Genomic DNA, 19,457 nt, shown 5'->3' on the forward strand with positions numbered 1-19,457 from the left:
ACTTTCCCTTAGTTCTATCATAAACTTAATACACTTTCGTTTCCATATTGTACCCTTCCAGGTTCTCTTTGACACGTTGCAAGAACCGTCCACAGATCACACCGTCCAGAATTCGGTGATCCAGAGAAAGACACAAGTTAGCCATCGACCGCACAGCGATCATATCGTTGATGACAACCGGTTTTTTCACAATAGACTCAAATGTAAGAATAGCAGCCTGTGGATAGTTGATGATCGGTTGTGACAGGATGGAACCAAAAGAGCCTGTATTGTTCACTGTAAATGTACCGCCCTGCATATGATCCAGCTTCAGGGTACCTTCACGCGTTTTACGAGCCAGCTCATCAATCTCGCGAGCAAGACCCGCGATATTACGCTGATCTGCCTGTTTGATCACCGGTGTCAGCACAGAATCTTCTGTACCTACAGCCATGGACAGGTTAATATCTCGCTTCACGATAATTTTATCAACCGCCCATACCGAGTTCATGATCGGGTAATCTTTAATTGCATTGACAACACCCTTCATCATAAACGAAAGATAGGTCAGGTTAATGCCTTCTTTCCGTTTGAACTCATCCTTGAGTTTATTGCGCAGCATGACGAGGTTAGTTACATCCACCTCAATCATCGTCCACGCATGTGGGATTTCGGATACACTTTGACGCATATTCCGGGCTATCGCGTTACGTACAGGGGTAACATCGATAAAGTATTCCGATCTCCCCTGTCCGCCACCTTCCACTTCAATCTGAGGTATTTTCGGACTTTCCGTCAGGTGAATTCCCGAATGACGCACAGGAACTCCCGCATCGGATGCAAGAATGGATTGTCCGGAACCACTATTAGAAGCTGCAGTCCCTGTAGTTACACTTGTATCCCTGATTCCGCTGAAAGGCGAAGAAGTCGATTGAGTGACTTGATTGGATGCTACTGAAGACTGAGCAGACGTAGTAGGTGCATTCCCCTGCCCTCCTTGTGCAACATAGGCAAGTACGTCCTTACGAGTAATCCTTCCGCCCGCTCCTGTTCCCTGAATGTGCTGCAGATTCAATCCGTGTTCAGCTGCCAGAGACTGAACTGCTGGTGAGTAACGATTACGCATAGGCTGATTCGGATCAAATGTAGCAGCGTTTGAAGCGGTGACAGGAGATTGAATGACCTCACGCTGTCCTTGGGTTTGCTGCACCTGATGCTCCTGACTCGCAGGAGGTGTTACTTGCTCTGCAGTGTCTTCATCGGAAGCAGCGACTTGCATACGACAGATGGCCTCTCCTACAGCAATAGTTGTTCCCTCTTCTACCAGAAGGTCACCCATGATCCCCTCCACAGTAGATGGGATCTCGGCATTGACTTTATCGGTAATGACTTCACAGATCGGCTCGTATTGCTCCACACGGTCACCTGGTTTTTTCAACCATTTGCCGATGGTAGCCGAAACCAGAGATTCTGCGAGCTGCGGCATGATGACGTCGATCCATTTCATACGTTCAGCCATTTATTTATCACTCCAAACTTTACTTTTAACCTTCATATGGGTTTTTAATCCATTAATAGTTATTATTGTACCTTCTCGGATCAATACTCGGCAAGCTCACGCATAGCTGCTTTAGCCTTATCTTTGCTCAACATGAAAAACTTCTCCATAGGAGGGCTAATTGGCATAGCCGGTACATCAGGACCACATAGACGCTGAATAGGTGCATCCAGATCAAATAGACATTCCTCACTGATGATGGCTGCAACTTCTGCACCTACACCACCCGTTTTGTTATCTTCGTGTACGATCAGCACCTTCCCTGTCAACCGAGCGGAAGCGATAATGGCTTCACGATCGAGCGGCTGCAGTGTACGCAGATCTAGTACATGTGCCGTAATGCCCTCTTCGCGTTCCAATTCCTCAGCGGCCTGCATCACAAAATGCAAAGGCTGACTATAACCAATAACCGTAATATCTGCACCTTCACGAAGTACGTTCGCCTTACCGATTGGAACGATGTAATCATCCTCAGGAACATCTTCCTTGATCAGCTTGTAACATTTTTTGTTTTCAAAAAAGAGTACAGGGTCTGGATCACGAACAGCCGCTTTAAGCAGTCCTTTAGCATCATACGCCGAGTAAGGGGCGATAATTTTGAGACCCGGTGTACCGAAGAAGATCGATTCTGGACACTGGGAATGGTACAGCCCACCAAAGATCCCGCCGCCAATTGGCGCACGGATAACGATTGGACAGCTCCAGTCATTGTTCGAACGATAGCGGATTTTTGCCGCTTCACTAATAATCTGATTCGTCGCAGGCAACATAAAGTCAGAATACTGCATTTCAGCAATCGGCTTCATCCCGTACATTGCTGCACCGATAGCCACACCCGCAATGGCCGATTCTGACAGCGGTGTATCCATTACACGCATCTCACCGAACTGATCCTGTAATCCCTTGGTCGTTGTGAACACGCCGCCTTTGACTCCGACGTCCTCTCCAAGAACAAACACGTTCTCGTCGCGCTCCATCTCTTCTTTCATTGCAAGACGGATTGCATCAATATATTCCATCATAGCCATGATTACCGTCCCCCTTCTTCGCTGTCCGCATAGACATGCGTCAGAGTGTCCTCAGGTTTCGGATATGGCGCGTTGTCTGCATATTCAGTCGCTTCCTTCATTTCCAGCGCTAGCTGGGAAGCCAGATCCGCATCCTGGGCTTCGTCCCAGATACCGCATTCAATCAAATAATTTTTCATCCGAAGCACGCCGTCTTTCTTCCAGTTCTCCTCAACCTCTTCTTTGGTCCGGTAGGCCAGATCATTATCTGAAGTGGAGTGAGGAGATAGACGATACATCATTGCCTCAATCAGTGTTGGTCCTTCACCTGCGATGGCACGCTGGCGTGCTTCCTTCACGGCAGCATACACTTCGAGTGCATCATTGCCATCTACGCGCAATCCAGGGAAACCATAGCCTAGTGCACGATCAGAGACCTTGCCGCTAAGCTGCTTGTGAACAGGAACCGAAATTGCATATTGATTGTTCTCACACATGATGATGACAGGGAGCTTGTGCACACCTGCAAAATTGGCACCTTCGTGGAAGTCTCCCTGGTTGCTTGAACCTTCACCAAATGTGACAAAAGAAACAAACTTCTCCTTTTTCATCTTGGCTGCAAGCGCGAATCCAACTGCGTGAGGAACTTGCGTTGTAACCGGACTGGAGCCTGTGACGATACGCAGCTTTTTGTGACCAAAGTGGCCTGGCATCTGTCGTCCACCACTATTCGGATCTTCCGCTTTGGCAAATGCAGACAGCATCAGCTCACGCGGTGTCATGCCCACAGCCAGAACAAAACCATAATCGCGGTAATAAGGTAAAAAATAATCATGATCCCGGTCCAGACCAAAAGCAGCACCCACTTGTGCAGCTTCCTGTCCTACTCCGGATACGTGAAAGTTAATTTTTCCAGCCCGCTGCAAAAGCAAGCAGCGCTCGTCAAACTTGCGTGCAAGCAACATGTATTTGTACATATCCAATACTTCTCCATCGCTAAGTCCAAGCTGTTGATGGCGATGGACCGCACCTGCAGTACCTTGTGAACTCATATGAGGTACCTCCTTTTATTCAGAGCCTTAATTCAATCTTACTACCCGATCTTATAACCTGGTACTAAGACTTGGCTTAACCCTATTATAATCCCTTTTCCCCCAAAAAGAAAAGGACCATTCTCAATCCTCTGTGCGGCTCACATCCCAATTGCTTTTCCGTCCACCGCCAGCATGGCTTCACCCATGATTTCCGACAGAGAAGGGTGCGGATGAATCGTTTGTCCAACTTCCCACGGTGTCGCATCCAGCATCTGCGCGAGTGAAGCTTCCGCGATCAATTCGGTAACATGAGTTCCAATCATATGTACCCCCAAAATATCATTCGTTTTGGCGTCCGCAATCACCTTCACGAAGCCATCACGACTTCCGTGGATCAACGCTTTGCCAATTGCCTGAAAAGGAAACTTGCCTGTTTTGATCTCGTATCCACGTTCCTTGGCTTCCTTCTCCGTAAAACCAATGCTTGCCGCTTCCGGACGTGTATATACACACCGCGGGATCCGATGAGCTTCAACCGGATGCACAGGCTCTCCAGCCATATGATTCACGGCTAATATCCCCTCGTGACTAGCCGCATGTGCAAGCTGCAATCCGCCGATGCAATCACCAATGGCATAAATATGACCTTCGCCAGTCTGCAAGTTTTTGTTAACTGCAATAAAACCGCCCTCGACTTTGATATCTGTATTCTCAAGCCCGATATTTTCAACGTTAGCTTGACGTCCGATCGACACGAGCATTTTTTCAGCAGTCAGCGTTTCCAGCTTATCTCCCGCGAATTGCACATCGATGTTCACGTTCTGATCTTCGATTCGGTAGCTGTCCGTGATCAGTTTGGCGCCGGTAAGGAAACGCACACCCCGCTTGCCCAGCAAACGTTGCATTTCTTTAGCCACATCCTCGTCTTCTGCAGGTAGCACATGAGCTGCTGTCTCGACTACCGTTACATTCACGCCAAAATCATTCAACATCGAGGCCCATTCAAGCCCAATCACTCCACCGCCTACAATGATCATAGAAGCTGGTAGCTCGTCCATACGAAGTGCATCATCACTGCTCATAATGTATCTTCCATCGGATTCAAGCCCAGTTAATACTCGGGGACGTGATCCCGTAGCAATAATTAGATTGGTTGGAACAACTGTATCCATCTCGCCATCTTCAAATTCGACAGCTACAGCACCACTTTGCGGCGAGAAAATGGAAGGTCCGATGACACGTCCCTTGCCGTGAACCACTTCAATTTTATTCTTTTTCATCAGATACTGAACACCTTTGTACAACTGCTCGACAATGGCATCCTTTCGTCCCTGAACTTTAGGGAACACAAGTGTAGCTCCACTGGTTTCAATACCATAACTTTCGCTGTCTTGGATTTCGGCGTACATCTCCGCACTTTTCAGCAATGCCTTACTTGGAATACAGCCCCGATGCAGACATGTACCGCCCAGCTTGTCCTTCTCGATAATAACAACTTTTTTTCCCAACTGCGCGGCACGGATTGCAGCGACATATCCACCCGTACCTCCACCCAGTATCGCAACATCACACGGTATTGGCATCTCTAAATTCTCCTCTATACCTCGTTTTTAGTAGCATATATATTAATATATTGATTCTTGCTGTCTTAGCTATGACTGTCCCTCTATATAACTCATTGTACTCTCCTTGCGCAGTCAACTCAAAATTTGACCATTCTCACATGGACAGCCTGCGTTTTCCAAGCTATGATATAGACAGGAATTCTCTGTAAGCGTAACCTTTAAATTATGTTGACTCTGCCAGAAAGGGTATAATGCTTATGAATACGAAAATAGTCTTTTCGCGATTTATCGCAATTATTGTTCTCGTCATCCCCGGTTTAATGGCGATGAAAGGTTTCCTTATGATGAAAGATGCCTTATTTTTATATTATGCAGAGCATGGAAACGACATGATTTCTCCCGGATTTCAGTGGCTTTCCTTCCTGGGCGGACTTCTGCTTTTTGTCGCAGGCATGAGCTTTCTAGGCGGCTGGATTTTGTTTCGCGACCGCAAACGCAATTATGTTGGTCCACGTTTTCGCTCAAAAAAACAGACGGAACAGCTCGAAACACCCGGAAGCAGTTCATAATTCCGGGCTTTTTGTTTTTTTCGGACTTTTCGGCAATGTAGTTACGAAGCAACCACGGAATAGCTCCCACAATGATCAACTAATCTCATTCATATAAAGCATCTCGCAATTTGGTGGACATACGCGACTCCTTGGAAGAGGATTTTAGAATTGTTCTGCGCAGTGTCAGATTGCTGGCCTGCAGTCGCTCTGCCTCTGCGAGCAGTTCTGTAAATAAAGCCTGCGCGGGCTCGTCCAGTTTACCCTGTCTATTTAGATCTTCATAACGCTGTTTTAGTGAAGTTAATGCTTCATTCATTCGTAACACCTCTTTTCAAATCTCCAAAGCTCAAACTTTCGGAACTCACATGGTAACCATACATATAGTAACACAAACTGATTCATATTAGCTCTGGCTCTTTGCGAAGGAGATGTGGTAATCTGTAATGGTCGCTTTTTTTGAATACCGTATGCGAGAGGGGTAGCAGCATCGTGCAAACTGGACGTATTACTGTAATTACTGGACCCATGTTCAGCGAAAAATCTGGTGAACTAATTCGCCGTTGTCAGAAGCTTATTCAATTTGGCCGTAAAAAGGTCGTTGCCTACAAACCTGCTGAGGATGATCGGTTCGCTCAGGACGAAATCGTAAGCCGGATCGGATATAGACTGCCTGCTCATTCCATTCCCCGGCAATTAACGCCGGAATCCATAGAGTCGATTTTGAATCAGACGATTGATGCCGATGTTGTTGCCTTCGATGAAGTGCAATTTTTTAGCAGTGCCATCATGGAGCTTGTCTCTGAACTAGCCTACTGCGGGAAACATGTCATCGTCGATGGACTTAATATGGATTATCGTGGAAAAGAATTTGGATATATCGGTGGCCTTCTGGCGATGGCCGATGATATCGAAAAACTGTCTGCATTTTGCGCCGTTTGTGGCAGCCCTGATGCCGCTTTTACACAGCGGATCGTCAATGGGGAACCTGTCACCTTGGGTCCAGTCGTCATGATTGGTGACTCTGAGGCTTACGAGCCCCGCTGTCGCTGCTGCTTTATTCCGCCTCACAAAGTGGAATGCACTTCATAAGGAACGCTTAACTAAAAGCCCAATCGGGCTTTTTTTTATTACAATCCCATCCTCCATATTTACAAAATACAACTTTTATAACAAAATGGCACGAAAAAAGCACCGCTGTAAGCGATGCCTCAGTTATCACTTCCCATTAATCTCGGGAAACAAAGTATTTGTTGGTCATGTAGTATGCATCGCCGCGCGATGTTTCTACCATTCCTTTTTTAGAATCCAGGAATACAATCTCTTTACACTTCGTGCAATACCATTTGGTTCGCTTGTAAGGAGATTCAGTTACGTAAGCCGTGCCGCATTTGCAATCAATCTTCATTAATAACTCAGTTGATTTATAAGCACTGGACAGACGCTCCAAGTTATCCTGCTGCTGAGAGGGCATAATCGTCTGCTGATAATCGGATAAATGATTTTGAACTTTAAAATCTGCAACCAATCCTGCATTTAATCCAAAAAATTCCTTGCCGATCTCAGTTACAAAGCGTTTCTCATTTCTATAACAATCGAGCCACTCAACAATTTGCTTATTAGACAGTGGAACCGTACCCTTGATACCGCTATTTAAGGTGTAGGTCATGATGTATAAAGTATCGTCTTGTCTCCCTGAGTACATTAGAATCCTCCTTCGAATACATTTGCTAATGTACTACAAAAACGCGCATAAATCAAAATATTCTTGTTTCGAAAGCGCATTATTTCTTATCATATAGGGATCATATCTCTTGCTTCCGCCACAGTCCTACAAGAACTGCATACACCTGTAACATTTCCCTGTGGAGCTGCATAATACATAATGCTTTTTACGTATGTTCTGCAAATGGAACAGTAGTTCCTCCTCTCCTTTTTTGGAGTATAGTCCGATAGCTTCACTACGTTTGTTTTACCTCGAAACTTTCGTAAGAAGCCCTGCCATTTCATATTGGAATTCACTCTTTCTTGTTCGCCTGCTTTCTAGACGTTTTTTTGTTCACTTGTTCTTAAACATCGTGCCTAACTTTATGTATACGATTCCAAGTTGTGCTTGCCTACCACGTATTTCTATTCGACGTTTTGGGTGTTTTTCCTGTTTTTATCTCAGTACATATTAAAAAAAACTCATAAAACGGTCCATCCCTCAAGGTGAGGAATGAGCCATTTTATGAGTGTTTTACCTTATTACTTGTTTTATTTATAAAATGTACCAAGCACATCTAGATCCGATGAGCGTTCAATACGAAACGGATAGATGAACCCCTGCTTCATCTTAGTAAACTTTCGTCCCCACAGATCCAGCCCAGAAGTGAATTTATACGCCTGGTATATAAATTTAGAGCAATAATTCCGCTCGATACTAAGAAGGTTCGTCTGCAAACGGTAAAACTTCACCTGTTTATAATGCTCCTGAACCCATTCTGCTGCACCAATTCCCACTTGACGAAGTTTGGAACGAAACACAATGAAACGGTCTCCTTCATAAAAACGTGTAAGATACCAGTCCAACGTGTCAGCAAAAACCGGTCCATATGGATGTACATGATATACTTTTCCATCTAAACCGATAATCCCCATATGCCCAGCATAGTATGTAGATTCAGAACTTGGTGTGTACACAATATCTCCTGGCTCGAGCTTCATGGATTTTAATGCACTAAGGGGCATGTCCTGCTGTTTTCTTCTCGCTGCTGCACGGTTACGCCGCCCCTCAACGAATAAACGATGAAGCGCACCAGCCGTGGCAAGATAAATTTTAGACCACGCAATTGGTTTTTTATTCATATGATTAAGCAAGCGCTGAATGAATGTAATACTTTGGCCAGATGGCGAACTTTTTTTCATTTGCTGCACTCCACTCTTGTTGATTTGTAATCTGGTTACCAAGTCTACAATTAGGTGATACATGCATGCCGATATTTCCTACAAAAACATAAAAACGTGTCGACAATTAATTAAATTAGATTATATTCTTTTTAAATCTGCTCTTCAATTCGTAGCTGTTCTATTTTGCGCATTCTTGCTCACTTCATACCCCATAAACAAAAATAATAACCTCGGGATCTTCCCGAAGTTATTATGTATTTCCACCATTATTACTCCTCCACAACACCTAGCGCTTTATTTTTCTCTTTGAAACGGCTGTTATGGGAAGAAACGTACGCGACTTTCTCTGCTCCTGGGTCCATATACAGCTTAGCGCTATTAACCGCAAGGGCTGCATCCGTGAAAGTTCCAGCAATTAAATACAACTTGCTTCCATATTCCACAAAATCACCTGCTGCAAATACGCCGGGGAGATTCGTCTGAAGTCTCTCCGTTGTGCTGACATGCCACTCCCCTAGATCTAATCCCCAATGACGGATTGAACCGAAATCACTCTTCATCCCATGATTGACGATCACTGCATCGACTTCAAGTCTCTCCGTTTCCCCGTTTTCTGTATGCTTAATCGTTACCTCTTCAATCCTATCGCCACTTAAGCTATGCAGTTTCTCAAGCGCGTAAGGCGTTCGCACGTCTACGGAAGACTCTTTCATGCGTAGAACGTTGCGTTCCAAACCACCAAAGTGATCCCGTCGATGTACAACTGTAACCTGCTCTGCCAAACTCTCCAACTCATTAGCCCAATCAACAGCCGAATCGCCCCCGCCTGAGATCAGGACACGTTTGCCGCGAAAAGGCTCCAGTTCTTGTACCGTATAGTGAAGATTAGATACTTCATAACGGTCCGCACCTTCAAGTTCCAGCTTGGCCATTTTATATATGCCATACCCGATTGCAAGGATGACTGTGCGTGTCCAATGTTGTTCACCATTAGCAGCTGTTAACAGAATTGTTCCGTCAGACTGGCGCTCAAACCCTTCAATTTGCTGTTCAAATACGAATGTAGGATCGAATGTACGTGCTTGCTGCTCAAGCTGTTTGATCAGATCTTCACAGAGAATCGGAGTCACCCCGCCAACATCCCAGATCATCTTTTCCGGATAAAAAAGCATCCGTCCTCCCAGTCTGTCGCGTGCTTCGATCAATTTAGTCTTCATATCACGCATGCCGCTATAAAATGCAGAGTACATACCCGCAGGGCCGCCTCCAATGATCGTTACATCATAAAGCTCCAATTCTTGATTCATCTGTATAGGACCTCCATCTTTCATTTCATGTCTCTTCTATATGATATTGATTCTCATTATCGTTTAATCTTTATTTAGTTTAATGGAAATCTGTTCAAATTACAATGACTATATTATCTTACATTGTTAGCGTTCTGCTCTGAACGAGCAATCGAAGGTGCGATGAAGAAACTAGATGTGGACTTCGAGATGTATTTGAAAACAACTGAGTTATCCAGGTTTTAACTACCTACTGCATTTTACAACGAAAATGACACACTTTCCTTAACATGAAGAGTTAGAGAAATATTCACTTATCTCCCTACCTTTCCGATATATAACTATGACTATATAAAAAAGGAGAAAGGCATATGAACCCAATTTCACCTACCAGTAAGAGTACAATCACTTCTGCTAGTTTAATGTCTAATCGAGACAAAGAAATTCAGAGGTTGATGGAGCAGAAAGTAAAATTGAATGATCAAGTGCAAGCTATTAAATCTAATGATGAGTTAGATACTACAACAAAAGCAGAACGAATTAAAAACCTAACCACTTCCATCGGTCAGCTGGATAGTCAGATTGCACAGATTAAAGCGGAAGAGCTGGAAGAAAAGAACAAATCAAGACAACTTCCTGAAAAGCCTCAACAGCAGACAACTAAATCCGATGATCAATCGTCACCTTCACTTGATCATCTCATCAAAAATAGTCAGACATATAACCAGATGGGAAAGCTTGTTGGTATGCGAGACAGAATGCAAAATTCGATTCATACAATCGAGGGAGAAACTCGGTTTGATCGATTTGTGCTAGAGGACACTAACCGCACTGATCTTGGAAAATCCATGATGCTGGAAAATGCTGAACAAACCGTTTTTCAGAACAGAAGAGAAGCAGTAGCGGATATCCACTCTCAAATAAGCACAGTAAGTAACAAAATTGGTGAATTGGCAGCGGAAATTCACGAATCCGCACCGAAAAATTCAGAACAGTTCCCATCATCTTCAGCCTTATCCAAGGATGAAGTAAATGAGTTTAACTCCAAAGCATCCAATCCATCAGAGAAAAAGGAACAAACTATAGAAGACAACAAACCTGGACAGTTACCAGTAAGTCCTATAGGTAGCAGTACTAGTGCTCCTACGGCTTCGACTTATTCATCTGTAGATATTCGAATATAAAGAGCCCAATTTCGTTTTACATAGTTCAAAGTAATTTTTGTTGTCAACAACTTATATTTCTCACTCAACGTTTCTTTTTGGTTTCTCAAGTATCTACCTTGATCAACGGATCAAAAAAGCACCCCTCCAATACTCGCTTGTGGCGAGATGTCGGAGAGGTGCTTATTGTTTATTCCGGATCCTTTCAGCTAACCTTATGCTCAATTCTCAGCTTGTCAGCAACCATCGCGATGAACTCGCTATTGGTTGGTTTCGACTTGCTGATGTTAATGGTGTAACCAAAGAGGTGGCTGATGCTGTCGATGTTGCCGCGAGTCCATGCCACTTCAATCGCGTGACGGATGGCACGTTCGACGCGAGACGGGGTTGTTTTGAATTTTTCAGCAATGGCCGGATACAATGTTTTAGTGATAGCGCCCAAAATTTCGATATTGTTGTATACCATCGTGATGGCTTCGCGCAAATACTGATATCCTTTAATATGCGCAGGAACTCCGATTTCATGTATGATTGACGTAATGCTGGCATCCAAATTTTTGTGTTTGCCCATTGGCACAACGTTAGACTTGTTCATGAACATGGAGGATGAAGATGAGCTGTTGCTCGTTGACATTGTCGTTTGCGTTCCAACAAGTTGACGCACCCGATTTGCCAATACTTCCATGTCAAACGGCTTAAGAATGTAGTAGGAAGCTCCGAGTTGCACGGCACGCTGTGTGATATTCTCCTGGCCGAATGCGGTGAGCATAATCACTTTAGGCTGTGGAGACAGGTTCAGACCGCGCAGGCGTTCCAGTACACCGAGTCCATCCAGATGAGGCATGATAATATCAAGAATTAGCACATCCGGTACATCCCGAGTTTGTTCCAATAATTGCAGCACTTCCTCACCGTTGTATGCAATACCGGTTACTTCCATATCTTCCTGCTCGGATATATATTCGGCGAGCAAATTCGTAAATTCACGGTTATCATCGGCCAGCAATACCTCAATTTTTTGCAAAACGGTATCCTCCTTTTATTTGAACCTCGTCTTTTACAATTTCGTACATTTCCTTACACGTTTAATTTTCGACACACCAATTGAAATTCCTCATGTCGAAAATTATTTTTCTTTATTTTTTTTTCTTAATCCTTTATAATAAATATTTTATTTCAACTTATGATATAATATGTTCACTTTCGACAAAAAAACCTTAAAGCTGTTATCCAGCCTTAAGGTTTTTCTCTTGTTCTTTTTTCATCATCACACCTGCATCTTGAAGCATCCATTCGATAAAGCATCCGTAACCGGATTTTGGATCATTCACAAAGACATGTGTTACTGCACCAATCAGCTTACCATCCTGAACGATCGGACTGCCACTCATCCCTTGCACGATGCCACCTGTTTTATCAATTAGCTTGGGATCGGTAATACGTAGTACAAGTCCTTTGGTTGCTGGTTCCGATTGATTGGCTACGTGAACAATATCAACCGAGTATCTCTCCACCTGCTGCCCCTCCACCACAGTTAAAATCTCAGCTTTCCCTTCCTTGATCTCATGAGAAAAAGCAACGGGAATACCTTGCGAATACAAACTGTGATCTGGATTTTGAGACATCTTGCCGAAGATTCCAAACGCTGTATTACGCTCAATGTTTCCTAGAATTTTACTTTCTTTGAGAAAATGAGCTCTTTTCTCACCTGGATCACCGGTTTCACTTTTGGAAATGGATGTTACATTGGACTGTACAATCTGTCCGCTTCCAACAACAATAGACGTTTGTGTATTCATATCTGTAATGACATGACCCAACGCCCCATATACCCCTTGATCTGGTGCATAGAAGGTTAGCGTTCCTACCCCAGCTGCTGAGTCGCGAATGTACAACCCAAGTCTCCAGGCCTTATCTTCCGAATCATACGCCGGAGTCAACTTGGTTTTAATGGTCTCGTTACCTCGTTTCAGAACAACGTCAATACTTTGATTGCTCTTACCTGCAAGTTCAACAGCCTCAGACACACCTGATACACCATCCAACTTATGGCCATTCATATGGGTAATTAAATCACCTAATTTGATTCCTGCGGCTTCACCTGGTGATTTTTGTTCATCTGGACTGGAATGCACAAGATGATGTCCAACAACGAGAATACCTGCAGATTTAACCTTGACGCCAATCGTTTGACCCCCGGGTACAACGCGCAGATCAGGAATGACTTTAACATTAACCGTCTTGACAGGAATTTTACCCCATAATTTCAAGGTTAGTTTTGCGTGCCCCGTCTGTTGAGGATGAAGATGCAAAGGTTGCTGACCAGAGACCTTCAATCCAGACGAATGATCCAACCCAACGATATCCGGCCGATCAACGACTGCACTAGAAGCAGCAGGTACAGCCAGTCTAACGTCTGTTTTTCGGCCAGCAAACACCTGCACTTCATCTGGCAGGGAAGCATAACTTTGCATCGGCTGAATGACCTGGCTAATTACACATAGAAAGAAAGCAAATAAAAGGCCTAGCAATTTTGTCCTGAGGGGCGAATTCAATGGCTGTCACACTCCCTTTGCTTCTTTCGCTTGACGAAAGGTGGTCGCCAATTGCGTACCTATAAGATAACCTTGCCCCCAGGCTTTTATTACTGTCAATCATTACGCCAGCCGTACGTTTCACCCTTTTTTGGCTTCCGCCAGATTCAGCATTTCCTGCGCATGATGCAGCGTTTTTTCTGTAATTTCCACACCACCGAGCATACGCGCCAATTCTTTCACACGTCCTTCCTCTGACAAGGATTCCACCTGAGTCATCGTACGACCATCATAAACATGTTTCTCAATTAAATATTGATGATCAGCCATACAAGCAACTTGCGGTAGATGTGTGATGGAGAACACCTGACATGTAGCTGACAAACGATGAAGCTTCTCAGCGATGGATTGGGCTGCACGCCCGCTGACCCCTGTATCCACTTCGTCAAAAATCAAGACTGGAATCCGGTCGTGACGAGCAAATATACTCTTCATCGCCAGCATAATTCTAGACAGCTCTCCGCCCGAAGCGATCTTACCTAATGGACGTAGTGGCTCTCCAGGGTTCGGCGAGATCAGAAATTCTGCACTATCTGCTCCTTGACGACTCAATCGAATACGTCGTCCATTCCATTCGATGCCTTTTGGATCTTCAGCCGGTACAATCTGAACACGTAACGACGTTCGTTCCATCTGCAAGTCCTTTAACTCACTTTCCACCTGAGCAGCCAATTCCTCCGCACATTGCTTGCGCACTTTACTTAGCTCTTCAGCCGATTCCATCACAAGTAGTAACAATTGGTCACGCTCCGTACGAAGCTTCTCCAAACGCTCATCTTTGTTTTCAAGCTGGTCGGTTTCATGACTAATCTGGTCATAATAATTTAAAATGAGCTCTACACTATCTCCATACTTACGTCTAAGTCCAGAAATCAGGTTCAAACGCTGCTCGACTTCTTCCAATCTGCCAGGATTGAATTCGATTCGTTCCCGATAGTCACGAAGCTGAAATGTGACATCCTCCAGTTGATAAAAAGCGGATTGCAATTGCTCCACAATAGGTTGCAATCCTTTACTGTCATAACCGGAAATATCCTCAATTCGGGATAAAGCTATGCTTACCGCTTCTAATCCTCGTTGTCCACTGAGCAGTTCATAAGCGCCAGCGACACTGTCCATCATTTTCTCGCTATGGGATAGTTTGACCCGTTCTTCGCTGAGTAATTCATCTTCCCCGCGGGTAAGGCCTGCAGCAGCAATCTCTTCAAGCTGAAAACGATACATATCAAGCAGCTGATAAGCCCGCTGACTCGACTCCTGAAGTGCACGAAGTTCCTTCTCCGCCGCAATAAATTTGCTGTATCGCTCCTGATACTTCGCTTTTACCGGGCCGATCGTCTCAGAGCCGTACGTATCCAGTAGCCCGAGATGGCTTTCTGCACGCAGCAGACTCTGATGCTCATGCTGGCCATGAATGTTAATCAGCTTCTCGCCCACTTCGCGCAGCATCGTTAGATTCACAAGTTGTCCGTTAATCCGTGACGTACTTTTGCCCTGTGTGTTCAATTCGCGCCGAATCACAAGATGCTCCTCTGGTTCACAGTGAATACCTAGCTGCTCTAGCGTACTCCACACCGGATGACTTGGCTCCATTTCAAACAGCGCTTCCATCTCTGCTTTGTCACATCCGTAACGTATGAGATCCGCTGAACTTCGTCCTCCGGCAATCAAGCCGAGCGCATCAATAATGATGGATTTACCTGCACCAGTTTCCCCCGACAATACATGAAATCCCGGATGAAAGACGACATCCACTTCTTCCACCACGGCGAGATTGCGAATCGATAATGTAACTAACATCTGCAAAAACACCTCCGGCTGATTTAGGCAATATATCCCATGATGCGCTCAATGACAGTAACACTGTTAGCTTCTGTACGACAGATAATAAGGATCGTATCATCTCCGCAGATTGTGCCCATCACTTCAGTCCACTCGATATTGTCAAGTAAAGCGGCTATGGAATTCGCAGTTCCCGGCAAACATTTCATTACCACAAGGTTGTTGGTGTGATCAATGTGTAAAAAATTATCCACGAGCGCACGTTTGAGCTTCTGGATCGGATTATAACGCTGATCGGTTGGCAGAGAATATTTGTAGCGACCATCATCCATCGGAATTTTGATCAACAGAAGCTCCTTGATATCACGCGATACCGTCGCCTGTGTAACTTGAAATCCCGCTTGACGCAATGCTTCGACTAGATCGTCCTGGGTCTCTATTTCATTTTGACTAATGATTTCACGGATCTTGATATGTCGTTGTCCTTTCATACATGCCTCCAGTTAAAATGTATTGCAATGATGTGGTCATGACCTCCACCACTATGCTGTTTTATTCCATATTTAACACTTACTATATATTAGTCCAGATCCTCTCCATCATACACGTCTTCTTGATATTCCATAAGTCTGATTACCATTATATCGGAATCTTCCAGATCTACATAAAGCAGCCCTTCACATCCTGGATACATTAATAAAAGGGGCAGGAAGCGATCCCTTATAACAGGTCCGCTTCGTTCAAGCGGTTGTCTGCGACGGGATGTTTTGACTAAATATCGGCTATCCTCCCGCTCTGCAACATAATCAATAAATAACCTGCTATATAAAATAGAATCATCCGCCTCAAAGGCTAGAGGTATTTTCATTTTCCCGCCGATTACCTCATAGCCATTCGCTTCAAGTAATTGCAAAGCAGGAGAATCTTGAATATTCTCATTAAGTTTTAATTCAGCCAGGTTTACCGGAATGGGCCGATTCATCCAACTGCGCAATGCCAGAAACAACCATACGATTAAACAGACAGCTAATACACCAATAACCATTGTGTCATATTGACCATCCATCACCGCTCACCTCAAGAAAACATATTCGAGATCGAACACCCGTTTTCCTTTTTCTCAAAACATCTTTCCAGCGAAAAGAAACTCATCCTATGATGAGTTTCCCGTAAAAGTATGAGCGGCTTCCTTGGCCACCTGATCTGCAAGAGCATCTAGTGAAGCCTCGTCGTTCTCTGGTTGTGCGGCCTCTGGTACTTCCAGACGCCAGTGAGCGAGAAATTCAATATTGCCCTCTCCGCCTGTTATGGGGGAGAAGGTCAGTCCCTTCAGGTGCAACCCGAGTTGACTGGCAAAATGAAGCATCGTTTGCAAAACATCCTTGTGCACTTTCGGGTCACGGACAACACCGGATTTTCCCACTTTATCTCGCCCTGCCTCAAATTGCGGTTTGATTAGAGCTACAATATCCGCTGGTCTCTGCAATAAAGCTAACAATGGGGGAAGTATGATTCGCAATGAAATAAACGACACATCAATACTTGCAAAGTTAGGCACAGGCCCATGCAGATCCTCGGGTGTAACATAGCGAAAATTCGTACGTTCCATGACGGTAACCCGTTCATCATTACGCAGTGACCAGTCTAGCTGGTTATACCCGACATCAATAGCATATACATGAGATGTGCCATGTTGAAGAGCACAGTCGGTAAAACCACCGGTGGATGAACCGATATCCAGCATGACAAGTTGATTCATATCGAGGCTAAAGTGACGAATTGCTTTTTCAAGTTTTAGTCCGCCCCTGCCTACATAAGGATGCACTGAACCTTTAACCTTCAGTTCAGCATCTCTCGGAATTTTCATGCCTGCTTTTTCAATACGTTCATTATTGGCGTACACAAGTCCAGCCATGATCGCAGCCTTGGCTTTTTCACGGCTTTCGTAGTATCCCTGCTCCACCAGCAGTACATCAATTCGTTCTTTCGGGAGTGACATGTATTTCTCCTTATCGCATCATTCTGTTTCTAAGAAGGAAAACGTGTTTTGGACATTCCATATGAAGATTGAACTGCCATTTTTCGGAGTTCTGCACATACATTCTCCACAGTAAGACCCACTTCTTCACGTTGCTCCTTGATACTGCCATGTTCAATAAAACGATCCGGGATGCCCATCAGATGCACATGAACATCATGCATACCTTGCTCGGCGTAGAATTCCAATACAGCACTTCCCATACTGCCCGCTTGGGAGGTTTCTTCAAGCACAATCAGCTTTGTACCCCGGACTGCCAAATCACGCAGCATTTGTTCATCCAAAGGTTTGAGGAAACGAGCATTAATAACGCCGGCATTCATCCCTTCTCGTTTCACCGTATCCGCAGCTTCCTCTGCCAGCTGAACCATGGAACCAGAGGCGATAATAGCATATCCTTCTGCTGGACGTAACTGCTCCCAAGATCCAATAGGTATTGGAACCAATACATCGTCCAGAGGAACACCAACCACATTGTTACGCGGGTAACGATATGCAATCGGACCTTCATTATAATCAAGCGCGGTTTTCATCATATGGCGCAGTTCATTCTCGTCTTTTGGCATCATCAGTACGATATTCGGAATATGACGCATAAACGCAACATCATATACACCTTGATGCGTCTCTCCGTCTGGTCCAACAAAACCTGCACGGTCAATAGCAAATATTACATTGGCATTGTGACGGCAGATATCGTGAACAATCTGGTCATAAGCACGCTGCATAAACGTAGAATACACCGCATAGACCGGTTTCAGACCTTCCATTGCTAATGCCGCACACATCGTGGCAGCATGTTGCTCTGCGATTCCAACATCGATCATACGATCTGGAAATTCCTTACTGAACGGAATAAGTCCTGAACCTGTAGGCATGGCAGGGGTAACGGCAACTATGCGTTCATCTTCTTTGGCAAGTTCTACGAGCGTCTGACCAAACACTTCGGTATACATCGGTTTGCCAACCGCCTTCAGCACTTGACCAGATTCAATTTTGTACGGAGAGATACCGTGCCATTTATGAGAATCGGCCTCCGCAGGCTGATAGCCTTTTCCTTTCGTCGTAAGCACATGGACCAGTACAGGTCCTTCTACGTTATCCGCTTGTTTGAACGCTTCAATCAGTTGTGGAATGTCATGCCCATCGATCGGACCTAAATACGTGAAGCCCAGTTCTTCAAAAAGAACACCTGGAACCATCATATATTTGACACTGTCTTTAATCCAGCTGGCTGATTTTGCCAAACGATCACCAATGGCCGGAATCTTTTTGAGAATTCCTTCTACATCATCTTTAGCTTTCAAGTAATGACGATCCGAACGAATTTTGCTCAAATATTTATGCATGGCTCCTACATTGGGTGCTATAGACATTTCATTATCATTCAGTATAACCATCAACTTCCGTTGTTCATGACCGATATGATTGAGTGCCTCAAAAGCCATACCACCCGTAAGTGCTCCGTCGCCAATTATGGCAATGACTTGATTATCTTCACCTTTTAAATCTCGAGCCATAGCCATACCCATCGCAGCAGATAGAGAAGTACTGCTGTGACCAGCTTCCCACACGTCATGTTCACTTTCGTTACGTTTAACGAATCCACATAAGCCGTTGTGTTGACGAAGTGTGTCGAAGCGATCCATCCGGCCCGTCAAAACTTTATGCACATATGCCTGATGCCCTACATCAAAAATCATTTTGTCCGACGGACTATTGTAACAGTAGTGCAGGGCCACCGTGAGCTCAACCACTCCTAAGTTCGGTGCTAGATGCCCCCCTGTAACAGACAGCTTCTCAATCAGAAACTGCCGGATTTCCGCCGATAAAAGAGCAAGATCATCCTGGGACATCGCCTTTAGATCACTGGGTTGTTTAATTTGTGGAAGCAGCACGAGAATCTCCCCGCTTTCCTAGAATGTTTGTTTATTAGATGTGTATCATTTCATATGTTAATGGATTGAATAACATTGAACCATTATACCATAAACGAACAAGAATCATAATTTGC

18 protein-coding genes are annotated in these 19,457 nt (G+C 44.6%); 3 read left to right on the plus strand and 15 right to left on the minus strand.

What is annotated here, in order from left to right; all coding sequences use genetic code 11:
* Positions 1–25 precede the first annotated feature (25 nt).
* The 4 genes from PQG66_RS09010 to lpdA form a co-directional block, all read right to left on the minus strand.
* Positions 26–1,498: a dihydrolipoamide acetyltransferase family protein gene (locus PQG66_RS09010; RefSeq protein WP_272037355.1), complete on the minus strand. Its 1,473-nt coding sequence runs from the start codon at positions 1,496–1,498 to the stop codon at positions 26–28.
* An 80-nt stretch (positions 1,499–1,578) separates the two neighbouring features.
* Complete coding sequence (locus PQG66_RS09015) at positions 1,579–2,565, minus strand: alpha-ketoacid dehydrogenase subunit beta (RefSeq protein WP_272037356.1); 987 nt, start codon at positions 2,563–2,565, stop codon at positions 1,579–1,581.
* Positions 2,566–2,567: 2 nt separating this feature from the next.
* Positions 2,568–3,596: a thiamine pyrophosphate-dependent dehydrogenase E1 component subunit alpha gene (locus tag PQG66_RS09020; RefSeq protein WP_272037357.1), complete on the minus strand. Its 1,029-nt coding sequence runs from the start codon at positions 3,594–3,596 to the stop codon at positions 2,568–2,570.
* Between the two features lie 140 nt (positions 3,597–3,736).
* Positions 3,737–5,161, minus strand: a complete 1,425-nt coding sequence (lpdA, locus tag PQG66_RS09025) for a dihydrolipoyl dehydrogenase (protein ID WP_272037358.1) — start codon at positions 5,159–5,161, stop codon at positions 3,737–3,739.
* A gap of 233 nt (positions 5,162–5,394) precedes the next feature.
* On the opposite strand from lpdA, the gene PQG66_RS09030 reads away from it, so the two are divergent.
* The gene (locus PQG66_RS09030) at positions 5,395–5,712 is read left to right on the plus strand and encodes a DUF2627 domain-containing protein (RefSeq protein ID WP_272037359.1); all 318 of its coding nucleotides are present in this window, start codon (positions 5,395–5,397) and stop codon (positions 5,710–5,712) included.
* An 85-nt stretch (positions 5,713–5,797) separates the two neighbouring features.
* On the opposite strand, the gene PQG66_RS09035 is transcribed toward PQG66_RS09030, so the two are convergent.
* Positions 5,798–6,010: a hypothetical protein gene (locus tag PQG66_RS09035; protein WP_272037360.1), complete on the minus strand. Its 213-nt coding sequence runs from the start codon at positions 6,008–6,010 to the stop codon at positions 5,798–5,800.
* 173 nt (positions 6,011–6,183) lie between these two features.
* On the opposite strand from PQG66_RS09035, the gene PQG66_RS09040 reads away from it, so the two are divergent.
* On the plus strand, positions 6,184–6,783 hold the full coding sequence (locus tag PQG66_RS09040) for a thymidine kinase (protein ID WP_272037361.1): 600 nt from the start codon (positions 6,184–6,186) through the stop codon (positions 6,781–6,783).
* 136 nt (positions 6,784–6,919) lie between these two features.
* Here PQG66_RS09040 and PQG66_RS09045 read toward each other — a convergent pair whose 3' ends face one another.
* The 3 genes from PQG66_RS09045 to PQG66_RS09055 form a co-directional block, all read right to left on the minus strand.
* Positions 6,920–7,396 (minus strand): hypothetical protein, encoded by a 477-nt coding sequence (locus PQG66_RS09045; protein WP_272037362.1) that lies wholly within the window; start codon positions 7,394–7,396, stop codon positions 6,920–6,922.
* 551 nt (positions 7,397–7,947) lie between these two features.
* Complete coding sequence (locus PQG66_RS09050) at positions 7,948–8,598, minus strand: hypothetical protein (protein ID WP_272037363.1); 651 nt, start codon at positions 8,596–8,598, stop codon at positions 7,948–7,950.
* A gap of 251 nt (positions 8,599–8,849) precedes the next feature.
* Positions 8,850–9,887: an NAD(P)/FAD-dependent oxidoreductase gene (locus PQG66_RS09055; RefSeq protein ID WP_272037364.1), complete on the minus strand. Its 1,038-nt coding sequence runs from the start codon at positions 9,885–9,887 to the stop codon at positions 8,850–8,852.
* A 350-nt stretch (positions 9,888–10,237) separates the two neighbouring features.
* On the opposite strand from PQG66_RS09055, the gene PQG66_RS09060 reads away from it, so the two are divergent.
* Positions 10,238–11,050, plus strand: coding sequence for a FlxA-like family protein (locus PQG66_RS09060; protein WP_272037365.1), 813 nt, complete (start codon positions 10,238–10,240; stop codon positions 11,048–11,050).
* 184 nt (positions 11,051–11,234) lie between these two features.
* On the opposite strand, the gene spo0A is transcribed toward PQG66_RS09060, so the two are convergent.
* The 7 genes from spo0A to dxs all read right to left on the minus strand — a co-directional run bounded on the left by spo0A (position 11,235) and on the right by dxs (position 19,341).
* Positions 11,235–12,053, minus strand: a complete 819-nt coding sequence (gene spo0A, locus PQG66_RS09065) for a sporulation transcription factor Spo0A (protein WP_272037366.1) — start codon at positions 12,051–12,053, stop codon at positions 11,235–11,237.
* 202 nt (positions 12,054–12,255) lie between these two features.
* Positions 12,256–13,584 (minus strand): SpoIVB peptidase, encoded by a 1,329-nt coding sequence (spoIVB, locus tag PQG66_RS09070; protein WP_272037367.1) that lies wholly within the window; start codon positions 13,582–13,584, stop codon positions 12,256–12,258.
* A 120-nt stretch (positions 13,585–13,704) separates the two neighbouring features.
* A complete protein-coding gene (gene recN / locus PQG66_RS09075) occupies positions 13,705–15,423 on the minus strand; it encodes a DNA repair protein RecN (protein ID WP_272037368.1) in 1,719 nt (572 codons plus the stop codon).
* Positions 15,424–15,446: 23 nt separating this feature from the next.
* On the minus strand, positions 15,447–15,896 hold the full coding sequence (gene ahrC / locus PQG66_RS09080; protein WP_272037369.1) for a transcriptional regulator AhrC/ArgR: 450 nt from the start codon (positions 15,894–15,896) through the stop codon (positions 15,447–15,449).
* An 89-nt stretch (positions 15,897–15,985) separates the two neighbouring features.
* A complete protein-coding gene (locus PQG66_RS09085; protein ID WP_272037370.1) occupies positions 15,986–16,471 on the minus strand; it encodes a hypothetical protein in 486 nt (161 codons plus the stop codon).
* Positions 16,472–16,558: 87 nt separating this feature from the next.
* Complete coding sequence (locus PQG66_RS09090; protein WP_272037371.1) at positions 16,559–17,404, minus strand: TlyA family RNA methyltransferase; 846 nt, start codon at positions 17,402–17,404, stop codon at positions 16,559–16,561.
* Positions 17,405–17,433: 29 nt separating this feature from the next.
* Complete coding sequence (gene dxs, locus PQG66_RS09095; protein ID WP_272037372.1) at positions 17,434–19,341, minus strand: 1-deoxy-D-xylulose-5-phosphate synthase; 1,908 nt, start codon at positions 19,339–19,341, stop codon at positions 17,434–17,436.
* Positions 19,342–19,457: the final 116 nt, after the last annotated feature.

The organism is Paenibacillus sp. JJ-100, from assembly GCF_948329825.1.
In the GTDB taxonomy this organism is placed as follows: Bacteria; Bacillota; Bacilli; order Paenibacillales; family Paenibacillaceae; genus Paenibacillus.

Coding starts and splice junctions, on each gene's coding strand:
- PQG66_RS09010 (WP_272037355.1), bottom strand. CDS start 1,498: ATGGCTGAACGTATGAAATGGATCGACGTCATCATGCCGCAGCTCGCA.
- PQG66_RS09015 (WP_272037356.1), bottom strand. CDS start 2,565: ATGGCTATGATGGAATATATTGATGCAATCCGTCTTGCAATGAAAGAA.
- PQG66_RS09020 (WP_272037357.1), bottom strand. CDS start 3,596: ATGAGTTCACAAGGTACTGCAGGTGCGGTCCATCGCCATCAACAGCTT.
- lpdA (WP_272037358.1), bottom strand. CDS start 5,161: ATGCCAATACCGTGTGATGTTGCGATACTGGGTGGAGGTACGGGTGGA.
- PQG66_RS09030 (WP_272037359.1), top strand. CDS start 5,395: ATGCTTATGAATACGAAAATAGTCTTTTCGCGATTTATCGCAATTATT.
- PQG66_RS09035 (WP_272037360.1), bottom strand. CDS start 6,010: ATGAATGAAGCATTAACTTCACTAAAACAGCGTTATGAAGATCTAAAT.
- PQG66_RS09045 (WP_272037362.1), bottom strand. CDS start 7,396: ATGTACTCAGGGAGACAAGACGATACTTTATACATCATGACCTACACC.
- PQG66_RS09050 (WP_272037363.1), bottom strand. CDS start 8,598: ATGAAAAAAAGTTCGCCATCTGGCCAAAGTATTACATTCATTCAGCGC.
- PQG66_RS09055 (WP_272037364.1), bottom strand. CDS start 9,887: ATGAATCAAGAATTGGAGCTTTATGATGTAACGATCATTGGAGGCGGC.
- PQG66_RS09060 (WP_272037365.1), top strand. CDS start 10,238: ATGAACCCAATTTCACCTACCAGTAAGAGTACAATCACTTCTGCTAGT.
- recN (WP_272037368.1), bottom strand. CDS start 15,423: ATGTTAGTTACATTATCGATTCGCAATCTCGCCGTGGTGGAAGAAGTG.
- ahrC (WP_272037369.1), bottom strand. CDS start 15,896: ATGAAAGGACAACGACATATCAAGATCCGTGAAATCATTAGTCAAAAT.
- PQG66_RS09085 (WP_272037370.1), bottom strand. CDS start 16,471: ATGGATGGTCAATATGACACAATGGTTATTGGTGTATTAGCTGTCTGT.
- PQG66_RS09090 (WP_272037371.1), bottom strand. CDS start 17,404: ATGTCACTCCCGAAAGAACGAATTGATGTACTGCTGGTGGAGCAGGGA.